Raw genomic sequence first — 19094 nt, forward strand, 5'->3', positions numbered from 1 at the left:
GACTGCAACAACCATCTACCAAGGAGTTTCCAATGAGCAACGTTCCGTATAAACGCCTGAACAAAGACGATGCTGTGGTATTGCTGGTCGACCACCAGACCGGTCTGATCTCGCTGGTACAGGATTTCTCGCCCAACGAGTTCAAGAACAACGTGCTGGCGCTGGGCGACATCGCCAAGTTCTTCAAACTGCCGACCATCCTCACCACCAGTTTCGACAGCGGTCCGAACGGTCCGATCGTGCCGGAGCTCAAGGCGCAGTTCCCGGACGCGCCATTCATTGCACGGCCGGGCCAGATCAACGCCTGGGACAACGAAGACTTCGTCAAGGCGATCAAGGCCACCGGTCGCAAGCAACTGATCATTGCCGGTGTGGTGACCGACGTGTGCGTGGCGTTCCCGACACTGTCAGCCATTGCCGAAGGCTTTGAGGTGTTTGTGGTGACCGACGCTTCGGGCACCTTCAACACCACCGTGCAACAAGCGGCCTGGGCGCGCATGTCGGCCGCCGGTGCACAACTGCTGAACTGGTTCTCGGTGGCCTGCGAGCTGCAAGGCGACTGGCGCAACGACATGGAAGGCCTGGCCAACCTGCTGTCCGAACGCCTGCCGAACTATCGCAACCTGATCAACAGCTACACCAAGTTTACTGCCCAATAACACCTGAACGACCTGACCTGTAGGAGCGAGCAAGCTCGCTCCTACAAGGTTTTGTGTGAACCGTTGATCAACGATTTTGCAACCACCCCAAAAACCCACCTTTCCTGACCGTTACCGGTTTGGCCATCAACGCCATTCGGCTGTTCTGCTGGCGCACCGCCTGCAGCTTGTTCAACGCCCTGTCGACTTCCCGTCGTTGCGCCATGCAGTTGCGGGTCAGTGATTTGTCCAGGCGGTAGATGATGCTTGAGGTCATGGCGGTGAACCGTGCCTGTGACGGCGTGTCGGCGAGGATGCTTTGTTCGCCCATGACTTCACTCGGCCCCATGCGCCCGGCTTCGATCTGCGTGCTGCCGTTGGGGACGGTGGCGCTGACCACGCCGGTGGCGATGACGAACAGGCTGTCCGGTACTTCATCCAGATCCAGCACCACCTCACCGGCCGCGTATTGCTGCGCCACCATGTTCTGGGCCAGGTGATCCCGTTCCTCGGCGCTCAGGGAGCGGAATACTTTCACTTCATCGAGCAAAGCCCGTGCGCGGGTCGACGGTTCGATCACGCCATCGGGTTGCCGGGAAATGCCTGCCGCTTCGAGATGCCGATGGGCCAGGTCGAACAGTTGATTGCGCACTTCACCCTTTTTGCCCAGTTCGGCGATGAAGCCGCTGGCCACGTATTCGGACATGGTTTCGCCTGCCTCCTTGAGCACGGCTTTCGGCGCCGGATCAAGCAGCAGACTGCTACTGCCCTGAAGGGTGCGGTCCAGGGCATCGAGGACCCGGCGCGGGCGGATGTGGTTGGGCACCTGAATGCTGATCGACACGCCGTGCATATTGAACGGGCGGCTGAGATTGACGATCTTTGCCTTGGCCGCCACCGAGTTCGGCACCACAGCGGTGCTGCCTGCGCTGGTCAGCAGGTGGGTGGCGCGCCAGTCGATGTCCAGCACCTTGCCTTCAATACCGTCGATGGAAACCCGGTCATCGACCTGATACGGCTTGGTGGTATTGAGCACGATGCCGGAGAACACGTCGCTCAAGGTGCTCTGCAATGCCAGACCCACCACGATTGCGACGACGCCGGATGTCGCCAGCAAACCTTTTACCGGCAACTCCAGCACGTAGCCGGCGGCGGCCACCACGGCAATCAGGAACACCAGTGCACCGATGACATCCTGCAACAGCCGGCCGCTATGGCCGATGCGCCGCATCAAGGCCAGGCCGATCACTTCGGTCAGCACCCGCGCGGCGTACAGCCACCAGAGAATCCCCAGTGCCGTGGCCCCCAGTTGTGCCACGCGATCATCGGCAAACAACGGCGCCTGCAATGGGCTGACGCCAGCGTTGATGAGCACTGCGCTGAACAGCACAAACAGCGCCAGGCGCACACCGACCCGGCTGACGCGATGCTTGAATGGCGCGAGGTGCCAGAGCAGGGCGTCGATGACCAGCAGCAGGGTGCTCAGTGAGAGCAGGTGACCGAGGAGAAAGGACATGGGGAAACTCCATTTAAATGCTTGCGGCAAACAGATTGCAGATCCTTCGGGGAAGGTGATTTCAGTGCGGTGAACGAAGATTAATGGTGTGTCAGGAAGGGAAAAAGCGGCTATAACGTGTTTGACTGTCAACCGGGAAGTGACAATGAACCCCTTTGAAGATATGCGTATTTTTTGCCAGGTGATGGACTCCGGCAGCTTCACGGCTGCCGCCGATCAACTGGGGCTGTCCAAGCAGTTTGTCAGCCGCCGCTTGATGCAACTCGAAGAGCGCCTGGGCGTGCGCTTGCTCAATCGTTCGACCCGGCGCCTGGATGTCACGCCGCTGGGGCAGAGCTATTACGAGTCAGCCTTGCGCCTGCTCAGCGAAGTCGAACAAGTGGAGCAGGGCATCGCCGGCCAGACCACCGAGCCACGGGGGACCATTCGTGTGAGTGCGCCGCTGTCGTTCGCGCTGGCGCATCTGGGCTGCCTGTTGCCGGTGTTTTTGCAGCGCTATCGCGACGTGACGGTGGAGATGGATTTGAGCGATCGTCCCGTGGATTTGCTCGGTGAGGGCTACGACCTGGCGCTGCGCATCGGCACACTGGAAGACTCGACACTGATCGCCCGACGCATTGCCTCCATTGAGCGGGTGTACTGCGCAAGCCCGGCGTACCTGACCGAACGCGGCACACCGCTCAAGCCTGAAGATTTGCACGGTCACGACTGCCTGCCGTACGGCCATGGTCGACAGGTGCAATGGCGGTTTGCAGGGCAGGGCAAGCCCTTGAGCGTCAATGTCAGCGGGCGGATGCGGGTCAACAACGGTGAATTGCTCAAGGACGCGGCGATTGCCGGGCTGGGGGTCACGTATTTGCCGACGTTCATTGTCGACACGGCGTTGAAGGATGGACGGCTGGTGGAAGTGCTGGAGGATTTTCGGCCGGAGCCGCTGACGTTGTCGGCGGTCTATCCGCAACACCGGCAGAGTTCGCGGCCGGTACAGGCGCTGGTTGAGTTCTTGCGCGAACGGCTGGATCGGGTTGAAGGTGGCTTGTAGAAATGCGCAGTGTCCGACTCAAACAAACCTGTGGGAGCGAGCTTGCTCGCGATGGCGTCGTGTCATCCAACATTGAAGTCGTCTGACACTCCGCCATCGCGAGCAAGCTCGCTCCCACAGGGTTTTGTGTTGTGTGGGAATCAGTGGGAATCAGCTCCTTTTGTCATCACCGGGCTCGGCATGGACACCGCGGTCATCCCCAGGCTCGCCATTGGCATGGACACCACGGTCATCGCCGGGCTCGCCATTGGCATGAACGCCATGGTCGTCCCCGGGTTCATCATGGGTGCCGCTGCGTCCTGAGGACGAGACCGATCCGGAGTGGCTCGAACCGCTGTTGGCACTGCCATGGCCACTGTTGCTGCCATGGTCGCCACTGTGGCCGCTGCCGCTGTTGCCACCACTGCCGCTTCCACCGTGACTGCCACTGCCGCCACCACCACCGCTACCGCCGCTACCGCCGCCGTGACTGCCACCGCCACCACCGCTACCGCTACCGCCGCCGTGACTGCCGCCGCCACCACCACTGCCGCCACCACCACTGCCACCACCACCACCGCCACCACTGCCCCCATCCTTGGCTTGAGCACTGGAAACTCCAGACAGACTGTCCGGAATCAATACGGTAGACGCCGACAGAACCGCGCCAATAGCTACTGCCAGTAAAAGCTTATTGATGAGCATGTCGTTCTCCGTCCTTTAATTCAGATTGGAACCTTCATGAACAGTGCAATGTGCTGATTTTTCCCCATGGGAACTTGATGAACAGTTCAGCGCACCGATTTATTCGGTGGGAACATTGAAAAAGATTGCAGCGTTCAGCTGGACCCGCGTCCAAAGGGTCAGTTTCAAAGAGTCAGTGAATGCTCGAGGCCAGCTCGAAAATCGGGATGTACATCAGGATTACGATCACCCCGATCAACAGACCGATGAAGGTCATGAGCAAGGGTTCGAACAGCCGCACGAACCATTCGATCCAGCGGCTGATTTCTTCGTCGTAGAAGTCGGCGCTGCGCTCCATCATCTGCCCGAGGTTGCCGGACTGTTCGCCGGCTCGCAGCAGGCGCAGGGACACGGGGGTCACCAGGTGATTGAGTTCCAGCGCGACAGAGAGCGATTGCCCCTCGCGCACCCGGTCGCAGGCCTGGTCCAGGCGCGTGCGGGAGGCGACGCTGAGCAGGCCCCGGACCATGCCCATGGCGGTGACCAAGGGAATGCCGCCTTGCAGCAGAATCCCCAGTGAACGATAGAAGCGCGCCAGTTCATACATGAAGATGCGCTGGTGCACCGCAGGGAGTTTTTCGATCAGGCGGTCCAGCCCCCGACGAAAGGCCGGCTGGCGCTGGAGCAGGGTGAGGGCGACGATGATGGCCAACAAGCCACCGAAGAATTCACCTTGGTGGGTGTGCAGGAACATGCCGCTGCTCATCAGGACCTGCGACATCCAGGGCAGGTTCGACCCCAGTCCTTCAAACACCAGGCTGAAGCGCGGCACGACATACCCCATCAAAAACAAAACCACGCCACCGCCCACCACCAGCAACAGCAAGGGGTAGATCGACGCGCTGATGATCTTCTGGCGAACCTCGTCCATGCGTTGGCGATAGCTGACATAACGGCCCAGGGCATCGCCCACGGCGCCGGTCTTTTCACTGGACTGCACCAGCGCCACGTACAACGGTGGGAAAACCGCCGACAGCTGGCTCAGGGCCTGGGAAAACGATTTGCCCTCGTAAAGCAGGCGGACCAACTCGTTCAAGGTCTTGCGGGCCTGTGATGCGTTTTCCTTTTCCGCCAGGCTTTCCAGGGCATCGATCAACGGCAGGCCGGCGTTGAGCAAAGTGGTCAGTTCCTGGCTGAACAACACCAGGTTGAACGTCTCGCGCTTGTGCAGGCGCAATGCGCGCCAATGGCGCTCGGCGTGCAGGCTGACCACCCGCAGGCCCTGGTCTTCGGCGAGGCGCCTGGCTTCGCTATGCCCCGGTGCCTCGACGGTCATCGAGACCACACCGGCCTTGCCGACGGCCTTGAGATGAAAGCGCATGGTCGCCATTCCCGTCAGTTCCAGTTGGTGACTTCGGCGTTCTCGCCTTCGCCACCGGGCTGCCCGTCCTTGCCCATGGACAACAGGTCGTACTCGCTGTTTTCACCAGGATAGCGATAGGCGTAGTTGCGGCCCCAGGGGTCTTGCGGGAGTTTTTTCTGCAGGTACGGGCCGGTCCAGCGCGGTTCGTCGGCGGGGGCGGTGACCAGCGCCTGCAAACCCTGTTCGGTGGACGGGTAATGGCCAACCTCCAGACGGTAAAGGTCCAGTGCCTTGCTCAAGCCTTCTATCTGCGCCTTGGCCACTTTCACTTCGGAGCGGCCCAGTTGGGCGAAATACTTCGGCGCCACGATGCCGGCCAACAGCCCTAGAACCACCAGCACCACCAACAGTTCGAGCAAGGTGAACCCGCCTTGGGTTCGCCGGGCATAACACAGTCGCTGATTCATGATGACCTCATAACAGTCGGCAGCAGAGTTGCCATGTAGTTGCTACGTAACTGCATGCAATTGCCATGCTCACGATTGCTGACCCTTGCGCGACCCCTTTGCTACGGGCCTTCTCGCTTACGGCACAGTGCTTGCGTATGGCTGGTGCACGACTGGCCATTGGGGCAATACCCCCAATTTTCGGGGCCGGAAAGGGGAGGTATAACAATGAAGACACTCACCGCCGGATTGCTGGGTTTCCTTGTGTTGGCCAGCGCCGCACAGGCCGATGTGTTTGTTTCCGTGGACGCCAACGGCAGCTACGTCCTGTCCAATGTCCACCGCCCCGGACGCCACTATGAACGGGTGATTCGCGAGCCCGATGCGCCGGTGGTCAGCCTCGATCAGCAACCGCAGATGATCGCCGCGCAACCCTATGCCGAGCTGGTGGCGGCGGCGGCCACGGCCAACGAACTGCCAGCGGCGCTGCTGCACGCAGTGATCAAGACCGAATCGAGCTACAACGCCCGCGCCACCTCACCCAAGGGCGCTCGCGGGCTGATGCAATTGATGCCCGCCACCGCCCGCGAAATGGGGGTGACCAATGTCTACGACCCCAAGGCCAACATCCAGGGTGGCGCCCGCTATCTCAAGCGCCTGATGACGATGTTCGACAACGATATCCGGCTCGCCGTGGCGGCCTATAACGCCGGCCCGCAGGCGGTGCTCAGCCGGGGCAACGTGGTCCCTCCGTTCGCCGAAACCCAGCGTTATGTGCCCAGTGTGCTGAACCAGTATCGGCGTTTGCAGGGGTTGCCCGCGGATGCGCCGCTGTGATCGAACACCCCGGGGAAATTCCCCAATAGTGGGGAATAGTGGCCCCGGCGAAAAAGTGGGGGGATTGGGTGGGGAATATCCCCCCTACCTATCAAGTGGTGATCATAACAATCTGATTAATAACGCATTTTTTTGTGGCATGCGGATTGCTCCGGTCGATTTGTCGAGAAGTGTTTCCCCGATAACCCGCAGCGAGGCCCGAGTTCATGATCGGCATATCCCACGCTTGGTCCTTGATTGATTTACTTACCCCCCCTGTGAGAGCGAGCTTGCTCACGATGACTGCTTTCCAGTCGCCAACGATGTCGACTGTCAGTCCGCTATCGCGAGCAAGCTCGCTCCCACAACGGGGCGGATAAGACAGGTGCAGATCGGTAAAGAGGAATGTTGCTGAAGACAGGATCAGCCCATGTCCGGCGTCGTGCCGGGATTTCGGGTCAGTCCCGGTGATACCCACTAACGAGGAAACTGACATGGAACGATTCGCGCATTGCGGCCTGTTGACGTTCTGCCTGTTGGCCTTGGGTATCGACCAGGCGCTGGTTCACTCGGCGGAGGAGCACACCGGGCACGACATGGCGGCCAGCACCGCCAGCCCGGAGAACGCCCGGATCAGATTTGCCGACGTGACCCTGCTGGACCAGAACGGCAAGGTCGTCAACCTGGAAAAAGACCTGGTCAGCAACAAAATCGTGGTCATGGGTTTCATTTACACTCGTTGCACCACGGTCTGCCCGGTGATGTCCTCGATCATGGGCAGGGTGCAGAAACAGTTGGGCGCGCGGGTCGGCACCGAGGTGCAATTGGTGTCCATCAGCATCGACCCGCAGCGTGATGACCCCCAACGCCTGAACGACTACGCCCGCACCTTCCAGAAAGGGCCGGGCTGGAGCTGGCTGACCGGTTCGCCGCAGGCGGTCGATGCCACCCTCAAGGGCCTGGGTGTCTACAGCGGTGACTTCGAGAACCACTCGCCACTGATTCTGGTGGGGGACGGCAACAACCGCTACTGGACCCGCTACTACGGTCTCACCGAGCCGGCGGAGCTGGCCCGTGCCGTCGAGAGGCTCAGAGGCGAACGCAACGCCCACGCCAAGCACACCGCCATCGCCATGGAGCACCAGCCATGAGCGCCTTCGACAGGAAAACCTGCTTCCCCGACACACCCTTGCAGGACCAGAACGGCAGCACCTTTATCTCCCTTACCAGTGATCCGCTGCGCAACACTCCAGCGGTACTCAAGGCTTGCACCTTGAAACAGGGCATCGATGGGCCCCACTGGTTTTTTTTTACCGAAGACAAGGTGCAAATGGACCTTGTATGGGGTCGCATCGACCAGATCGTGCCGACCCCCTTGCAGCACTCCACACGGTTGATCGTCGGTGACGCGGCAAACAAGCGCTGGAGCAAAATCCGTCCCGCCGCCCCGGCCGCCGCCATTGCCCAGCGCTTGCAGTTGCTGAAATGCCCATGGCCGGTCGCTGAGCCACGGCCATGAATACTGCCCTCGTCCTTGGCCTGCTGCTCTTCGGCAGCATCGCGCTCTCCGCCCAGGCGCTGCCGCTGAGCCTCAGTGAAAGTGCCGGTAAACGGTTGTACCACGAAGGCGTTTCGGCCAGCGGTGAACCGGTCATGGTCCGGGTCGGCGCAGCGGGTGTGCTGCTGCCGGCCACTCACTTGCCGTGCGCCAATTGTCATGGCGAGGATGGCCTCGGGCGCCCGAAAGGCGAGGTGCGGCCACCGGACTTGCGCTGGTCGCGACTGGCCAGCAGCCTAGGCCAGCAGCACATCAACGGCCGCAGTTATCCGGCCTACAGCGAAATCACCCTGGCGCGGGCGGTGCAGGAGGGGCGCGACCCAGGCAACAATCGGCTCGATCCGACGATGCCACGGTTCGTGTTGTCGATGAACGATCAACACAACCTCACGGCGTACCTCAAGCACCTGGCCGAAGACCGCGTTCCGGGACTGGCTCCCGACAGTCTGCATCTGGGTACGTTGTTGCCGGGTTCCGGCCCCTTGGGTGAGGAGGGCATCACGGTGGCAGCGGTGCTCAATGGCTGCGTGGCGCGCATCAACGAGGCGGGAGGAATTCATGGCCGGCAGTTGCGCCTGACCATCCTCGACCCCGGCACCGACCGCGCCAGTGCCGAAAAGGCGCTGGACCGGTTGATCGATGAAGAGCAGGTGTTTGCCCTGATCGCACCGATGGCGCCGGCATTGGACCTGAACTTCGCCGTGCGTCTGGAACGGGCCGGCATTCCGCTGATCGGGCCGCTGTCCTTGCAGGGCACGCTCCACACCAGCCCGCAGATATTCGAGCCGCTGCCGGGCCTTCGCGAGCAATTGATCGCCCTGGCCAACTACGCCAGTACGAGCCTGCGGGTGCTTCAGGGGCCAACACTGATCGCCTATCCGGACGAACCCGGCCAACGGCTGGCGGCGCAGGAACTCAGCAAATACTTGCAGGGGCACGCCTGGCAAAAGGTGAGCCTGCAAGTCTATGACCCGGCCGGGGATGATTTTCCCTTGGGGTCGCGCTCGGTGTTTTACCTGGGCAGCAGCAGCGGTTTCAGTCGTCTGGCCGAGCGCTTGCAAACGGCGGGGCAGGTGCCTTACCTGTTCGCCGCCTCGAACCAGGTGGCGGGCAATCTGATGCAGGTGCCCAGCGGATTTTCCCGACGGGTGTTCCTGGCCTATCCGTTCGTGCCTAGCGACTGGACCCAGGCCGGGCGTCTGGCTTTGACCCAGTTGCGCGAACACCAGGGCCTCGGTGGCCAGCATGCGGTGCTGCAAGTGGGCGCGTTCAGTTCGATGATGCTGCTCAACGAAGGCATGAAGCAGGCCGGGCGCAATGCCAGTCGCGAGAAACTGGTCAGGGCCCTGGAAGGCTTGCGTGACTTCGATACCGGGCTGACACCGCTGATCAGCTTTGGTCCGGGCCGGCGCCTGGGCTTGAGTGGTGCCCATATCGTCACGGTGGATCTGCCGGGCCAGCGTTTCTATCTGGTCGCGCCCTATAAACCCATTGCTGCCACGCCCTGACCGGAGGCCGATCATGAAACTCGATACCGCCCGGTGCAGACGCTTCCACTGGCGAAACCGCAGGGCTACGATTAACCGGGATGAGGGGGCGGCGCCATTGCGCTCGCGCAATCGAATCGAACGGATTGACGATCAATAGGGGGTTTCCCCAACAGTGGGGGGAAAAATCCAGTGCCGATCACGTCGCTTTCCCCGTTTTTGGGGGATGGAATTGCGCTACGAAAAGGCATTGTTTTTTAAATTCAAGGACATGAAGTCCTCAAATTACCGGTGCCCAGCCTGGCATGAAGTGTGCGTTAGTCCTGACAGGACGCGCACTCCGTCAGGTTCAAATCCGGACCTGCGGTTTCAAGGAGTCCACCTTGTTGAATAAAGTACTGGTTGTTGATGACGAACAGTTGCTGGCGGAGAACCTCCAGGGTTACCTGCAGGCGCAAGCACTGGAAGTCCGGATTGCCCACGACGGTGCGAAAGGAATCGCTGAAGCCGATGATTTCGCGCCCGATGTGATGGTGTTCGATTACCGCTTGCCCGATATGGAAGGCTTTCAGGTGCTCGATGCCGTCCGCCAGAACAGGAAGTGTCATTTCGTGCTGATCACAGGGCATCCAACCGCAGAGGTTTGCGAGCGGGCCCGGCAACTGGGCGTCAGCCATATCCTGTTCAAACCGTTTCCATTGGCGGAATTGGCTCGTGCCGTGCTTGATCTTCTGGGCAGGCAACGCGAACCCAAAGTGGGGGTGAGCACTTCCGAAGGCTTTGTCGAACGACGCCAGAGCAGGACCGAGAGTTTCCCGCTGCAGTTGTACGACGGTAGCTGGGTGCTGGCAGATCGCCGAAAAAGTACATCGGCCTCCAAGGCGCCAGACGACGAACAGTTGCTCACCGGGGAGTAGTGGCGCGACAAGACGTTCCGGCCTCCGCCGAATGGCTCGCCGCGCCGACAGGGCCCAAAGCCCCGGGCGTTGGAGAGCAAGCCATGGACCGTCTATCCTTTGCCGTAGAACCGGCGCAACCGGAATGTTCACCGACTCGTTTTACCAGTGAGCAACTGGCCCAGGCCCGAGCCTTGGCCAGCAGTTCCGGCGAGCGGATGCTGGACGCCTTGGGGCGGCTGTGCGCACTGGCTCCGATGCCTTTCATTCAATGCCTCGGCGTAACCCTGCACTACCCGGTGCTCGACACCGACAGCCTGTTCAATTCCACGCCGGTGTTCGACCGTGTGACCCTGGCCCAATGCCTCAAGCGCGAATTCACCCTGTTGCGTCACAACGATGCGGTCATCGGTGTGTTCGCCGACCCATTCGACAGTGCGCGCCTGGCCTGGATCGATGAGTGCCTGCAAGGCGCGCCGCTGTACCTGGTGCATGCCGATGACCTGAAGGCCTATCTGGCACGTCACGAAGAAAGCTTCCATGCGGTGGAGTCGCTCAACGCCCAAAGCGACGCCGGCGCCGAAATCGATAACCTGCAAAGCTTGTCCCTGACCAGCATCAGCGAAGATTCCAGCGTCGTGGTCAAACTGGTCAACTCGACCCTGTACGACGCGCTGAAAATGCACGCCAGCGACATCCACCTCGGCACCACCGGCAGCGGCTTGGTGATCAAGTACCGGATCGACGGCGTGCTCAATAACATCAGCAAAATCCAGGGCAGCGAGTTCGCCGAGCAGGTGATTTCCCGGGTCAAGGTAATGGCCGAACTGGATATCGGCGAAAAACGCGTGCCCCAGGATGGTCGCTTCAAGATCGGCATCAGCGGCCGGCAGATCGACTTCCGGGTGTCGATCATGCCGAGCATATTCGGCGAAGACGCGGTGCTGCGGGTACTCGACAAACAGGACTTGGCGGACAAGGCCTGTGGCGTGCAGTTGCAGGCCCTGGGCTTTGAAGAGGAAACCTTGCGCCAGTTACGCCGGCTGGCCGCCGAACCCTACGGAATGGTGCTGGTGACCGGGCCGACCGGTAGCGGCAAGACCACCACCCTGTACGCGATGATCACCGAGATCAACCACGGTGTGGACAAGATCATCACTATTGAGGACCCGGTGGAGTATCAATTGCCGGGGGTGCTGCAGATCCCCGTCAACGAGAAGAAAGGCCTGACCTTCGCCCGGGGCCTGCGCTCGATCCTGCGCCATGACCCGGACAAGATCATGGTCGGTGAAATCCGCGACCCGGACACCGCACAGATTGCCGTGCAATCGGCGCTTACCGGTCACCTTGTGTTCACCACCATTCACGCCAACAACGTGTTCGACGTCATCGGCCGTTTCACCCAGATGGAAATCGATCCCTACAGCCTGGTCTCGGCACTCAATGCCGTACTGGCCCAGCGTTTGATCCGCCTGGTCTGCACCAGTTGCAGCAGCCCCTACAGCCCGACGCAAGAAGAGCTGGAGGTCTCGGGGCTTGATCCGCAAAAGGTCGCTCACTACCAGTTCGTCCACGGCAAGGGCTGCGGGCATTGCCGGGGCACCGGTTATCGCGGGCGTAGCGCAATTGCCGAGTTGCTGCACCTGGACGACGAGTTGCGGCAAATGATCGTCGAGCGCCAACCCATTTCGAAAATCAAGGCGCACGCCTGCAAACGTGGCTTGCGCCTGTTGCGCGAGTCGGCGCTGGAGATGGTGGAACAAGGCCGGACGACTCTCGAGGAGATCAATCGTGTCACTTTTATCTCGTGAGCATTTTGTCGCCGTGCTCGGTGCAAGCGGTGTTGGCCTGGGGCAGCGGCAAGGCGCTGCAACCCGCTGGCTGGGCAGCGTTGGCTACATTGATGAAGGCTTCCAGGCTTGGACGGTGGCCCTCGATACCCTCGACTGTTTGTTGGCCGAACACACTGTTGCCAGGGCGGAACTGACGGTGGTGATCTCCGGGCACTTCAGCCGTTATTGCCTGGTGCCCTGGAGTGAGCAGATCAGCAGCCCGGCCGAATTACTCGGCTTCGCCCAACTGTGTTTCGAAGACCTCTACGGTGCCCCGACACAACCCTGGAGCCTGGTGCTCTCGGCCGAACCCGCCGGTTACGACCGTATCGCCACCGCGCTGCCACAGGACTTGCTCGAGCGCCTGCGCGCCCTGGTCAGGGCTCGCGGTTTGCGCTTGCGTTCGGTACAGCCGTACCTGATGACGGCGTTCAACCATTTCGATAAAAGCTTTGAGGCCGGGGATTTCCTGTTCGTGGTCGCCGAACCGGTGCGCAGCGTGTTGCTGCTGGCCAGGGAAGGGCGCTGGACCTCGGTGCGATCGGTGGGCAGCAGCGACAGCGATGCGGCGTTGACCGCGTTGATCGGTCGTGAACACCAGTTGCAGGCTTCCAGCAGCGAACGGCCGTTGAATGTCTACCTGCATGCACCGGCGCGCATCGATTCGCCTCCTGACGTGCCTGGTGTGCATCTGCGCACCCTCGAAGAAGACCGGACAGCCGTACGCGATTGTCTGTACCTCATGTCTCGGGCGGTGGCCTGACATGCGCCCCCTGATGCTCGACTTTCAGCCGCGCCGCCGTGCAGGCCCCTTGGGCTGGAGCCTGCTGGCAGGTGGCGTGGTGCTGACACTAACTTGCCTGCTGGTGCAACAGCACCTGAGCCACGAGGCCGAACAACAGCAAGGTCATCTGCAAATCACACAGCGAGTGCTCACCGGCGATACCGGCAGCAAGCTCAGTCTGACCCCGGCGCAAATTCGCGAGCAGGCGCATAACCTGGCGGAAATGCGCAAGGTCTCCCAGCAGTTGCGCCGCCCTTGGGAACGCCTGTTCGCCACCCTCGAAGCCATGCCGCGGGACAACATTGCCCTGCTGACCCTGACCCCGGACGCCCGCAAGGGCCAGGTGCGGATCAGCGCCGAGGCGTTGGACCTGGACGCCATGCTCGATTTTCACCGCCGTCTCGAAGCCAGCGACGAGCTGTCCGACGTATCGCTGCTGAGCCACGAAATTGTCGCCAACGTGCCGGAACACCCGGTGCAGTTCAACCTGTTGGCTACCTGGGAGATCGGCGATGCAAATCCATAAATTGATCATCCACGAATACCTGCAAGGCCTGGGCGTTCCGGGGCTGGCAGGGATGGCCATGCTGGTGCTGGCGCTGAGCTATGGCCTGGTGGGGTTGCTGCCGGACTGGGAGTCGCTGCAAAGCCTCAGCCAGCAGACTCGCGAAGCCACCGAGTACCTGGCCAAGGTCGAAGACGGCAGCGTGGCCGCGCCAGTGGTGCCGCAGCGCCAGCTCGACGATTTTCGCAGCAAGTTGCCGTCCCAGCCCCAGGCCACCGTGGCCATCGACAAGATCTACGCCTTGGCCGCCCAGGAACGCATCACCTTGTCCCGGGGTGAATACTCCCTGGGCGTGGACCCCAAGACCCACCTGGCCCGTTATCAGATTTTGCTGCCGGTACGTGGCAGCTACCCGCAACTGAGGCGTTTCCTGCACGCCTTGCTCGGCCAGTTGCCGGCGGTGGTGCTCGAGGATGTGGAGCTACAACGCAAGAATATCGCCGATACCGACCTGACCGGGCGGATCCGCATGACCCTTTACCTGTCGAGGTCATGATGAATACCAAACGAGTGTCGGGTTGGGTGGCGTTTTTCGGTGTAGCGGCAGCGCTCGCCTGGCTCCCCGAATACTTCAATCAGGCCGACGACAGCGACCTTGCGGTGGCCACCGCGGCTACGCCAGCCAAGGGCAAGACCCCTGGCGCATCAACGGCTGCATCGAGCGCCGCTGCGCTGGCGCCGATCAAGGACCTGAGCCCGGCAGGCGACCTGTTCGCCGCCCGCAGCTGGATAGCGGCGCCGGCCCTTGGCACCGTCACTGAACAACCGGTAGTCGTTACTCCTGTGGTGCAAGTCCCCACTGCACCACCGTTGCCCTTCCAGTTTGTCGGCAGGCTGGATGACCGTTCCGATCTGCAGGTGTTTTTGCAGAGCGGCGAAAAAATATACGTCGTGCGCAAAGGGGATGTCATCGACGAAACCTGGCGGATCGAGCGGATTTCCGATAAGGAACTGAGCCTGGTCTACCTGCCTCTGCATTTGGCGCAGACCTTGTCTGTGGGGAGTACGGAATGAACAAATCCCGTTTGCTGATGAGCCTTTGTCTCTGCGCGGGGCTGGCCGCATGCAGTTCGGCGCAGGTGGCCAGGGATGAAGCTTCCGCCCTGATCGAATCGGGTCAGTATGAAGCCGGTCTGGCGCGCATCGAAGAAGGATTGCGGGAAAACCCTCGCGATACCGAATTGCACATGGCTCTCAACAGCGGACGGGCCCGCGCCGTGACGGCACTTCTGACCCAGGCCGACATGGACCGCACCCAGCGTAATTTCGCCGGGGCCCGCATGACTTACAGCCGGGTCTTGAACATCGAACCGAACAACCGCCGTGCCCAGGATTCCCTGCGCCAGCTCGACTACCTGCGCAGCATGGATGAGAAACTCGAACTGGCCCGTGGCGACCTGCGTCGCGGTGACATCTATGGTGCCGACCGCCAGGTCAGACAGATTCTCGAGCTGGACCCGAAGAACGAAGGCGCCCTGGAACTGCAAGGCAGCATCCGCCTGGTGCAGAGCCGCAATGTGGTGCAGTACCCACAACTGCGCACGCGCCTTGACCGGCCGGTGACCCTGGAGTTTCGCGATGCCAACCTCAAGACCATTTTCGAAGTGCTGTCCCAGGTCGCCGGCCTCAACTTCATCTTCGACAAGGACCTGCGCCCGGACATGAAGGCCACGATCTTCGTACGTGACGTGCGTATCGAAGACGCCGTGGATCTGCTGCTGCAACAGAACCAGCTGCATCAGAAAGTGGTCAATGAAAATACCGTGCTGATCTACCCGGACTCGCCGCAGAAAATCAAGGATTACCAGGAGCTGGTGATGCGCACCTTCTACCTGACCAGCATCGATGCCAACACAGCGTTGAACATGATCAAGACCATGCTCAAGACCCGCGACGTGTTCGTCGATGAGCGCCTCAACACCCTGACCATGCGTGATACCGGTGACGCTGTGCGTATGGCGGAAAAACTCCTGCAATCGCAGGATCAGTCCAACCCGGAAGTGGTGCTGGAAGTGGAAGTGATGGAAGTCGCCCGCCAACGCATTCTCGACCTTGGCCTGCAATGGCCCAACACCTTCGGCGTGGTCAACAGCGATGGATCGGCGGTGACCCTTCTCGATCAGCTCAAGGGCATCAACTCCGGCCGCATCACGATCTCGCCATCGCCCCAGGCCAAGATCAATGCCCAGGACAAGGACATCAATACCCTGGCCAGCCCCGTGATTCGGGTCAGCAACCGCGAACAGGCGCGCATCCACATCGGTCAGCGCGTGCCGATCATCAGCGCCACCTCGGTGCCTTCGACCCAGGGCCCGGTGATCACCGAAAGCGTGACCTACCTCGACGTCGGTCTGAAGCTCGAAGTGCAGCCCATCGTGCACCTGAACAACGAAGTGGCGATCAAGATCGCGCTGGAAGTCAGTAACGCCACGCCGCTGACACCGACCGCTCAGGGCACCATTCCGGTCCAGGTCGATACCCGCAACGCCCAGACCACCTTGCGTCTGCATGACGGCGAAACCCAGATCCTCGCCGGTCTGGTGCGCGACGACCACGGCGCCACCGGCAACAAGATTCCCGGCCTTGGCGACATTCCCGGCCTGGGTCGCCTGTTTGGCAGCAACAGGGACGATGTCATCAAATCCGAACTGGTGCTGTCGATCACCCCGCGGATCGTGCGCAATCTGCCGTACCAGAGTCCGTCGGACATGGAGTTCCCGACCGGTACCGAAACCAGCATGCACATCCAGGCACCGGACCGTTCGATGAGCACCACGGTTCAGGTCAACCCCATGACCGCCCCGATCGCCACCACCGTTACCGTCGGGAAGCCTTGATCATGAACGCCTCGCAACGCGGTTTTAGCCTGGTCGAAGTCGTGGTGACGCTCGCCCTGGTCGGCCTGCTGGCCGGCATGGCCGCACCGCTGACCGAGACCGTGGTGCGTCGGGGCAAAGAGCAGGACCTGCGAACCGCGCTGTACCAGATCCGCGATGCCATCGACGCTTACAAACAAGCCGTCGACGCGGGCTACATCGAGAAGTCGCTCGACAGCAGCGGCTACCCGCCGAACCTGCAAGTACTGGTCGAGGGTGTGCGTGACACGCGCAGCGCAAAGGGCGCCAAGTTCTACTTCCTGCGGCGCATCCCCCGTGACCCGCTGGCAGCCGTCAAGCGTGACGACGAGGGCGGCTGGGGCCTGCGTTCCTATGACAGTTCGGCTGAGAACCCGCGCGAGGGCCAGGACGTCTTTGACGTTTACTCCAAAGCCCGCGGCAAGGGCCTCAATGGCATCGCCTACCGAGAGTGGTGAGCATATGCGTCGGCAAAAGGGCTTTACCCTGATTGAACTGATGGTGGTCATGGCAATCATCGCGACCCTGATGACGATCGCCTTGCCACGCTACTTCAGCAGCCTGGAAGCTTCCAAAGAGACCACTTTGCATCAGAGCCTGTCGTCCATGCGTGAGGCACTGGATCATTACTATGGAGACACCGGGCGTTATCCTGACTCCATCGAACAGCTGGTCGAACTGCGCTACCTGCGCAACCAGCCGCTGGACCCGATTGCCGAGCGCAAGGACACCTGGGTCATAGTCGCGCCACCGGATGGCGTGGCGGGCGGGGTGGCCGATATCAAGAGTGGGGCCAGCGGGAGGGCGCGTGATGGCACCCTGTATTCCGAGTGGTAAACCTTCCAACCAGGACGGGTTCACCTACCTGGGTGTGCTGTTTCTGGTCGTCGTGCTAGGCATGGGCCTGGCCAGTGCCGGCGAGTTGTGGGCCACCGCTTCGCGCCGCGATCGCGAAAACCAGTTGCTCTGGGTCGGTACGCAATATGCCCAGGCGCTGCGTAGCTATTACCGCAGCTCGCCCGGTATGGCCCAGTATCCGAAAGAACTCAAGGACCTGTTGCAGGATGAGCGTTTCCCGTCGGCCAGGCACCATCTGCGGCAGTTGTACCCGGAGCCGATGACGGGTGGTGAATGGGAGCTGATGCGCGATTTGGACGGGCGGATCAGCGGTGTGTACTGCCCGTCCGAGCAGAAGCCGCTCAAGCAAGAGAATTTTCCCAGCCAGTGGGCGGACTTCAAAGGCATGGCCAGCTACAAGGATTGGCAGTTCGTGGCCGAGAAAGTCTCCTTCGAAGGTACCGACGGGCTGCCGAAAGCACAGTCCACTGAACCTCAGGCATTGCAGCCTTAAACCTTCAGTCAACACATTTCCGCCAAATGTACCCGTTCCAATTGTGGGAGCGGGCTTGCTCGCGAAGGCGGCCTGACAGCCGACCTGTCTTTTGTTGACCGTGTACATATCCATTGCTGCGGTAACGGCGGCTGGCGGTTTCGCCCTTACGGCGAGTCCCTTTTGTCAAACGCCCGGAGTGCCGGCCCAGCCAAAAGGAACCAAAAAGTCTCGCCCCTTACGTACGGCCCCTCGCTGAGGCTCGGGGTTCCTTCGCTCCGGCATTCATCCGGGGGCATCGCCCTCCGGTTGGCTTCGCTGGCACCTACATGCGATGTGTTCGACTGCGTCGAACGGCGCTGCGCGCCAATCCCCGGATAAACACCTCCACTCAGCCTGCCGAGGGGGCGGGTGGATCAAGATCAAAAGCTGCAGGCGAGCTAACGCTCGGCCTGATGAGTGGTGAAGAGCGTGGGGGTACGGGGCCCTGCTTTTGCTCTGCTCTTCTGTGGGAGCGAGCTTGCTCGCGATGGCGGTCTTACAACCAACGATAATCCTTTGGCTCACACCACAGGAATTTGTGGATGTCAGAGGCGGCTGTAGGATCAGGAGTGAGGCTACACCGCCTTGCGTCGTTGCCTACATCTACGCCAGAATCCGCCGGCTTGTGGGCCTTGGACCCTGATTCTATCGTTGCCGGGTCGCTGCAAATTCAGCGATCGGGTTTCGCAGCCCAGGTTAATCAAGGCGCTCAGCGCCACCGTTTCCTTGCAGTTGGCGCTTTTGTTCGCCCACTGTTTTGCGTTATGGCGGCTGTGCGCGGGAGACTTTCGGGTCTGCCGGGTTCCTTGATTCCCGGTCTGCGAACCCGCGTATGGCCGCCACCTTCTTCGCTTCGCAGCGAATTGTGGCGGCTCCATCAATCAAGGAGCTTCGTCATGGTCAAACCCACGCCAAATCCCCCCGAATCAAAAGCCGATACCAGTCAGCGTGCATCAACTCTCCACCTGAAACCTGCCATCCTCAAAAGCATCGCCCCCCACAATCCCAGCACGATGTTCGTCATGGCCCCGAACATCGACACCGAAACCCTGTTGGCCCACGCCTGTGAATCGCTGGCTTCAGCAAGCGTGATGGCGACTGATTTCGCCACGTTTCTGGATGGCCCGCAACGCAGCATGCTGTTGGGTATCCAGCAGGTGATCATGCTGGCGGACCTGGCGGTCAACCGCGCTCTGGATAACGTTGCCCCATTGGACTAAACACACAACCTTTGTGGCGAGGGGGCAAGCCCCCTCGCCAC

The 19094-nt window shown here is 61.1% G+C and carries 22 protein-coding genes; 17 read left to right on the forward strand and 5 right to left on the reverse strand.

The features are described from left to right. Positions 1–32 precede the first annotated feature (32 nt). Positions 33–659 carry an isochorismate family cysteine hydrolase YcaC gene (gene ycaC, locus AC3WTM_RS17485; protein WP_102672891.1) on the forward strand — a complete coding sequence of 209 codons (627 nt, stop codon included), beginning with the start codon at positions 33–35 and terminating at the stop codon, positions 657–659. A 67-nt stretch (positions 660–726) separates the two neighbouring features. Here ycaC and AC3WTM_RS17490 read toward each other — a convergent pair whose 3' ends face one another. Next, the gene (locus AC3WTM_RS17490) at positions 727–2154 is read right to left on the reverse strand and encodes a mechanosensitive ion channel family protein (protein ID WP_102672890.1); all 1428 of its coding nucleotides are present in this window, start codon (positions 2152–2154) and stop codon (positions 727–729) included. A 145-nt stretch (positions 2155–2299) separates the two neighbouring features. Between AC3WTM_RS17490 and AC3WTM_RS17495 the strand changes: the two genes are divergently transcribed. Continuing rightward, a complete protein-coding gene (locus tag AC3WTM_RS17495; RefSeq protein WP_102672889.1) occupies positions 2300–3196 on the forward strand; it encodes a LysR family transcriptional regulator in 897 nt (298 codons plus the stop codon). A 150-nt stretch (positions 3197–3346) separates the two neighbouring features. Here the strand turns inward: AC3WTM_RS17495 and AC3WTM_RS17500 are convergent, their stop codons facing one another. From AC3WTM_RS17500 to gspG, 3 genes are all read right to left on the reverse strand, one after another. Then, positions 3347–3880 (reverse strand): hypothetical protein, encoded by a 534-nt coding sequence (locus AC3WTM_RS17500; RefSeq protein WP_492587627.1) that lies wholly within the window; start codon positions 3878–3880, stop codon positions 3347–3349. A gap of 172 nt (positions 3881–4052) precedes the next feature. Continuing rightward, the gene (locus AC3WTM_RS17505; protein WP_102672817.1) at positions 4053–5240 is read right to left on the reverse strand and encodes a type II secretion system F family protein; all 1188 of its coding nucleotides are present in this window, start codon (positions 5238–5240) and stop codon (positions 4053–4055) included. A 14-nt stretch (positions 5241–5254) separates the two neighbouring features. Further along, a complete protein-coding gene (gene gspG / locus AC3WTM_RS17510) occupies positions 5255–5689 on the reverse strand; it encodes a type II secretion system major pseudopilin GspG (protein ID WP_102672816.1) in 435 nt (144 codons plus the stop codon). A gap of 207 nt (positions 5690–5896) precedes the next feature. Between gspG and AC3WTM_RS17515 the strand changes: the two genes are divergently transcribed. Next, the gene (locus AC3WTM_RS17515; protein ID WP_102672815.1) at positions 5897–6505 is read left to right on the forward strand and encodes a transglycosylase SLT domain-containing protein; all 609 of its coding nucleotides are present in this window, start codon (positions 5897–5899) and stop codon (positions 6503–6505) included. A gap of 91 nt (positions 6506–6596) precedes the next feature. On the opposite strand, the gene AC3WTM_RS17520 is transcribed toward AC3WTM_RS17515, so the two are convergent. Then, entirely contained in the window at positions 6597–6980 is a 384-nt protein-coding gene (locus AC3WTM_RS17520) for a hypothetical protein (RefSeq protein WP_158247463.1), read from the reverse strand. Between AC3WTM_RS17520 and AC3WTM_RS17525 the strand changes: the two genes are divergently transcribed. The 14 genes from AC3WTM_RS17525 (at position 6979) to AC3WTM_RS17590 (ending at position 19053) form a co-directional block, all read left to right on the forward strand. After that, positions 6979–7635 carry an SCO family protein gene (locus AC3WTM_RS17525; RefSeq protein ID WP_102672814.1) on the forward strand — a complete coding sequence of 219 codons (657 nt, stop codon included), beginning with the start codon at positions 6979–6981 and terminating at the stop codon, positions 7633–7635. The two genes, AC3WTM_RS17520 and AC3WTM_RS17525, sit on opposite strands and share 2 nt — an antisense overlap. Continuing rightward, positions 7632–8003 carry a thioredoxin domain-containing protein gene (locus AC3WTM_RS17530; RefSeq protein WP_371918619.1) on the forward strand — a complete coding sequence of 124 codons (372 nt, stop codon included), beginning with the start codon at positions 7632–7634 and terminating at the stop codon, positions 8001–8003. The genes AC3WTM_RS17525 and AC3WTM_RS17530 overlap by 4 nt, the downstream gene beginning before the upstream one ends. After that, positions 8000–9550 (forward strand): cytochrome c/ABC transporter substrate-binding protein, encoded by a 1551-nt coding sequence (locus AC3WTM_RS17535; protein ID WP_102672813.1) that lies wholly within the window; start codon positions 8000–8002, stop codon positions 9548–9550. The genes AC3WTM_RS17530 and AC3WTM_RS17535 overlap by 4 nt, the downstream gene beginning before the upstream one ends. 362 nt (positions 9551–9912) lie before the next feature. Then, positions 9913–10446 carry a response regulator gene (locus AC3WTM_RS17540; protein WP_102672812.1) on the forward strand — a complete coding sequence of 178 codons (534 nt, stop codon included), beginning with the start codon at positions 9913–9915 and terminating at the stop codon, positions 10444–10446. A gap of 83 nt (positions 10447–10529) precedes the next feature. Next, a complete protein-coding gene (locus tag AC3WTM_RS17545) occupies positions 10530–12236 on the forward strand; it encodes a GspE/PulE family protein (RefSeq protein ID WP_102672811.1) in 1707 nt (568 codons plus the stop codon). Then, positions 12217–13020, forward strand: a complete 804-nt coding sequence (locus AC3WTM_RS17550) for a hypothetical protein (RefSeq protein WP_102672810.1) — start codon at positions 12217–12219, stop codon at positions 13018–13020. The genes AC3WTM_RS17545 and AC3WTM_RS17550 overlap by 20 nt, the downstream gene beginning before the upstream one ends. 1 nt (position 13021) lies before the next feature. Continuing rightward, entirely contained in the window at positions 13022–13567 is a 546-nt protein-coding gene (locus AC3WTM_RS17555) for a PilN domain-containing protein (RefSeq protein WP_102672809.1), read from the forward strand. Further along, positions 13554–14102, forward strand: coding sequence for a GspMb/PilO family protein (locus AC3WTM_RS17560; protein WP_102672808.1), 549 nt, complete (start codon positions 13554–13556; stop codon positions 14100–14102). The genes AC3WTM_RS17555 and AC3WTM_RS17560 overlap by 14 nt, the downstream gene beginning before the upstream one ends. Continuing rightward, entirely contained in the window at positions 14102–14620 is a 519-nt protein-coding gene (locus tag AC3WTM_RS17565; protein WP_102672807.1) for a hypothetical protein, read from the forward strand. The genes AC3WTM_RS17560 and AC3WTM_RS17565 overlap by 1 nt, the downstream gene beginning before the upstream one ends. Further along, a complete protein-coding gene (locus tag AC3WTM_RS17570; RefSeq protein ID WP_102672806.1) occupies positions 14617–16443 on the forward strand; it encodes a secretin GspD/PilQ domain-containing protein in 1827 nt (608 codons plus the stop codon). The genes AC3WTM_RS17565 and AC3WTM_RS17570 overlap by 4 nt, the downstream gene beginning before the upstream one ends. Positions 16444–16445: 2 nt before the next feature. Continuing rightward, positions 16446–16919, forward strand: a complete 474-nt coding sequence (locus tag AC3WTM_RS17575; RefSeq protein ID WP_102672805.1) for a type II secretion system protein — start codon at positions 16446–16448, stop codon at positions 16917–16919. Between the two features lie 4 nt (positions 16920–16923). Then, positions 16924–17298: a type II secretion system protein gene (locus tag AC3WTM_RS17580; protein WP_102672804.1), complete on the forward strand. Its 375-nt coding sequence runs from the start codon at positions 16924–16926 to the stop codon at positions 17296–17298. Then, the gene (locus tag AC3WTM_RS17585) at positions 17273–17812 is read left to right on the forward strand and encodes a type II secretory pathway, pseudopilin PulG (protein ID WP_102672803.1); all 540 of its coding nucleotides are present in this window, start codon (positions 17273–17275) and stop codon (positions 17810–17812) included. Before AC3WTM_RS17580 ends, AC3WTM_RS17585 begins: the two co-directional genes overlap by 26 nt. A 917-nt stretch (positions 17813–18729) precedes the next feature. Then, the gene (locus AC3WTM_RS17590) at positions 18730–19053 is read left to right on the forward strand and encodes a DUF6124 family protein (protein ID WP_102672802.1); all 324 of its coding nucleotides are present in this window, start codon (positions 18730–18732) and stop codon (positions 19051–19053) included. Positions 19054–19094: the final 41 nt, after the last annotated feature.

Source organism: Pseudomonas sp. EU05-FHT14B02, assembly GCF_058791055.1.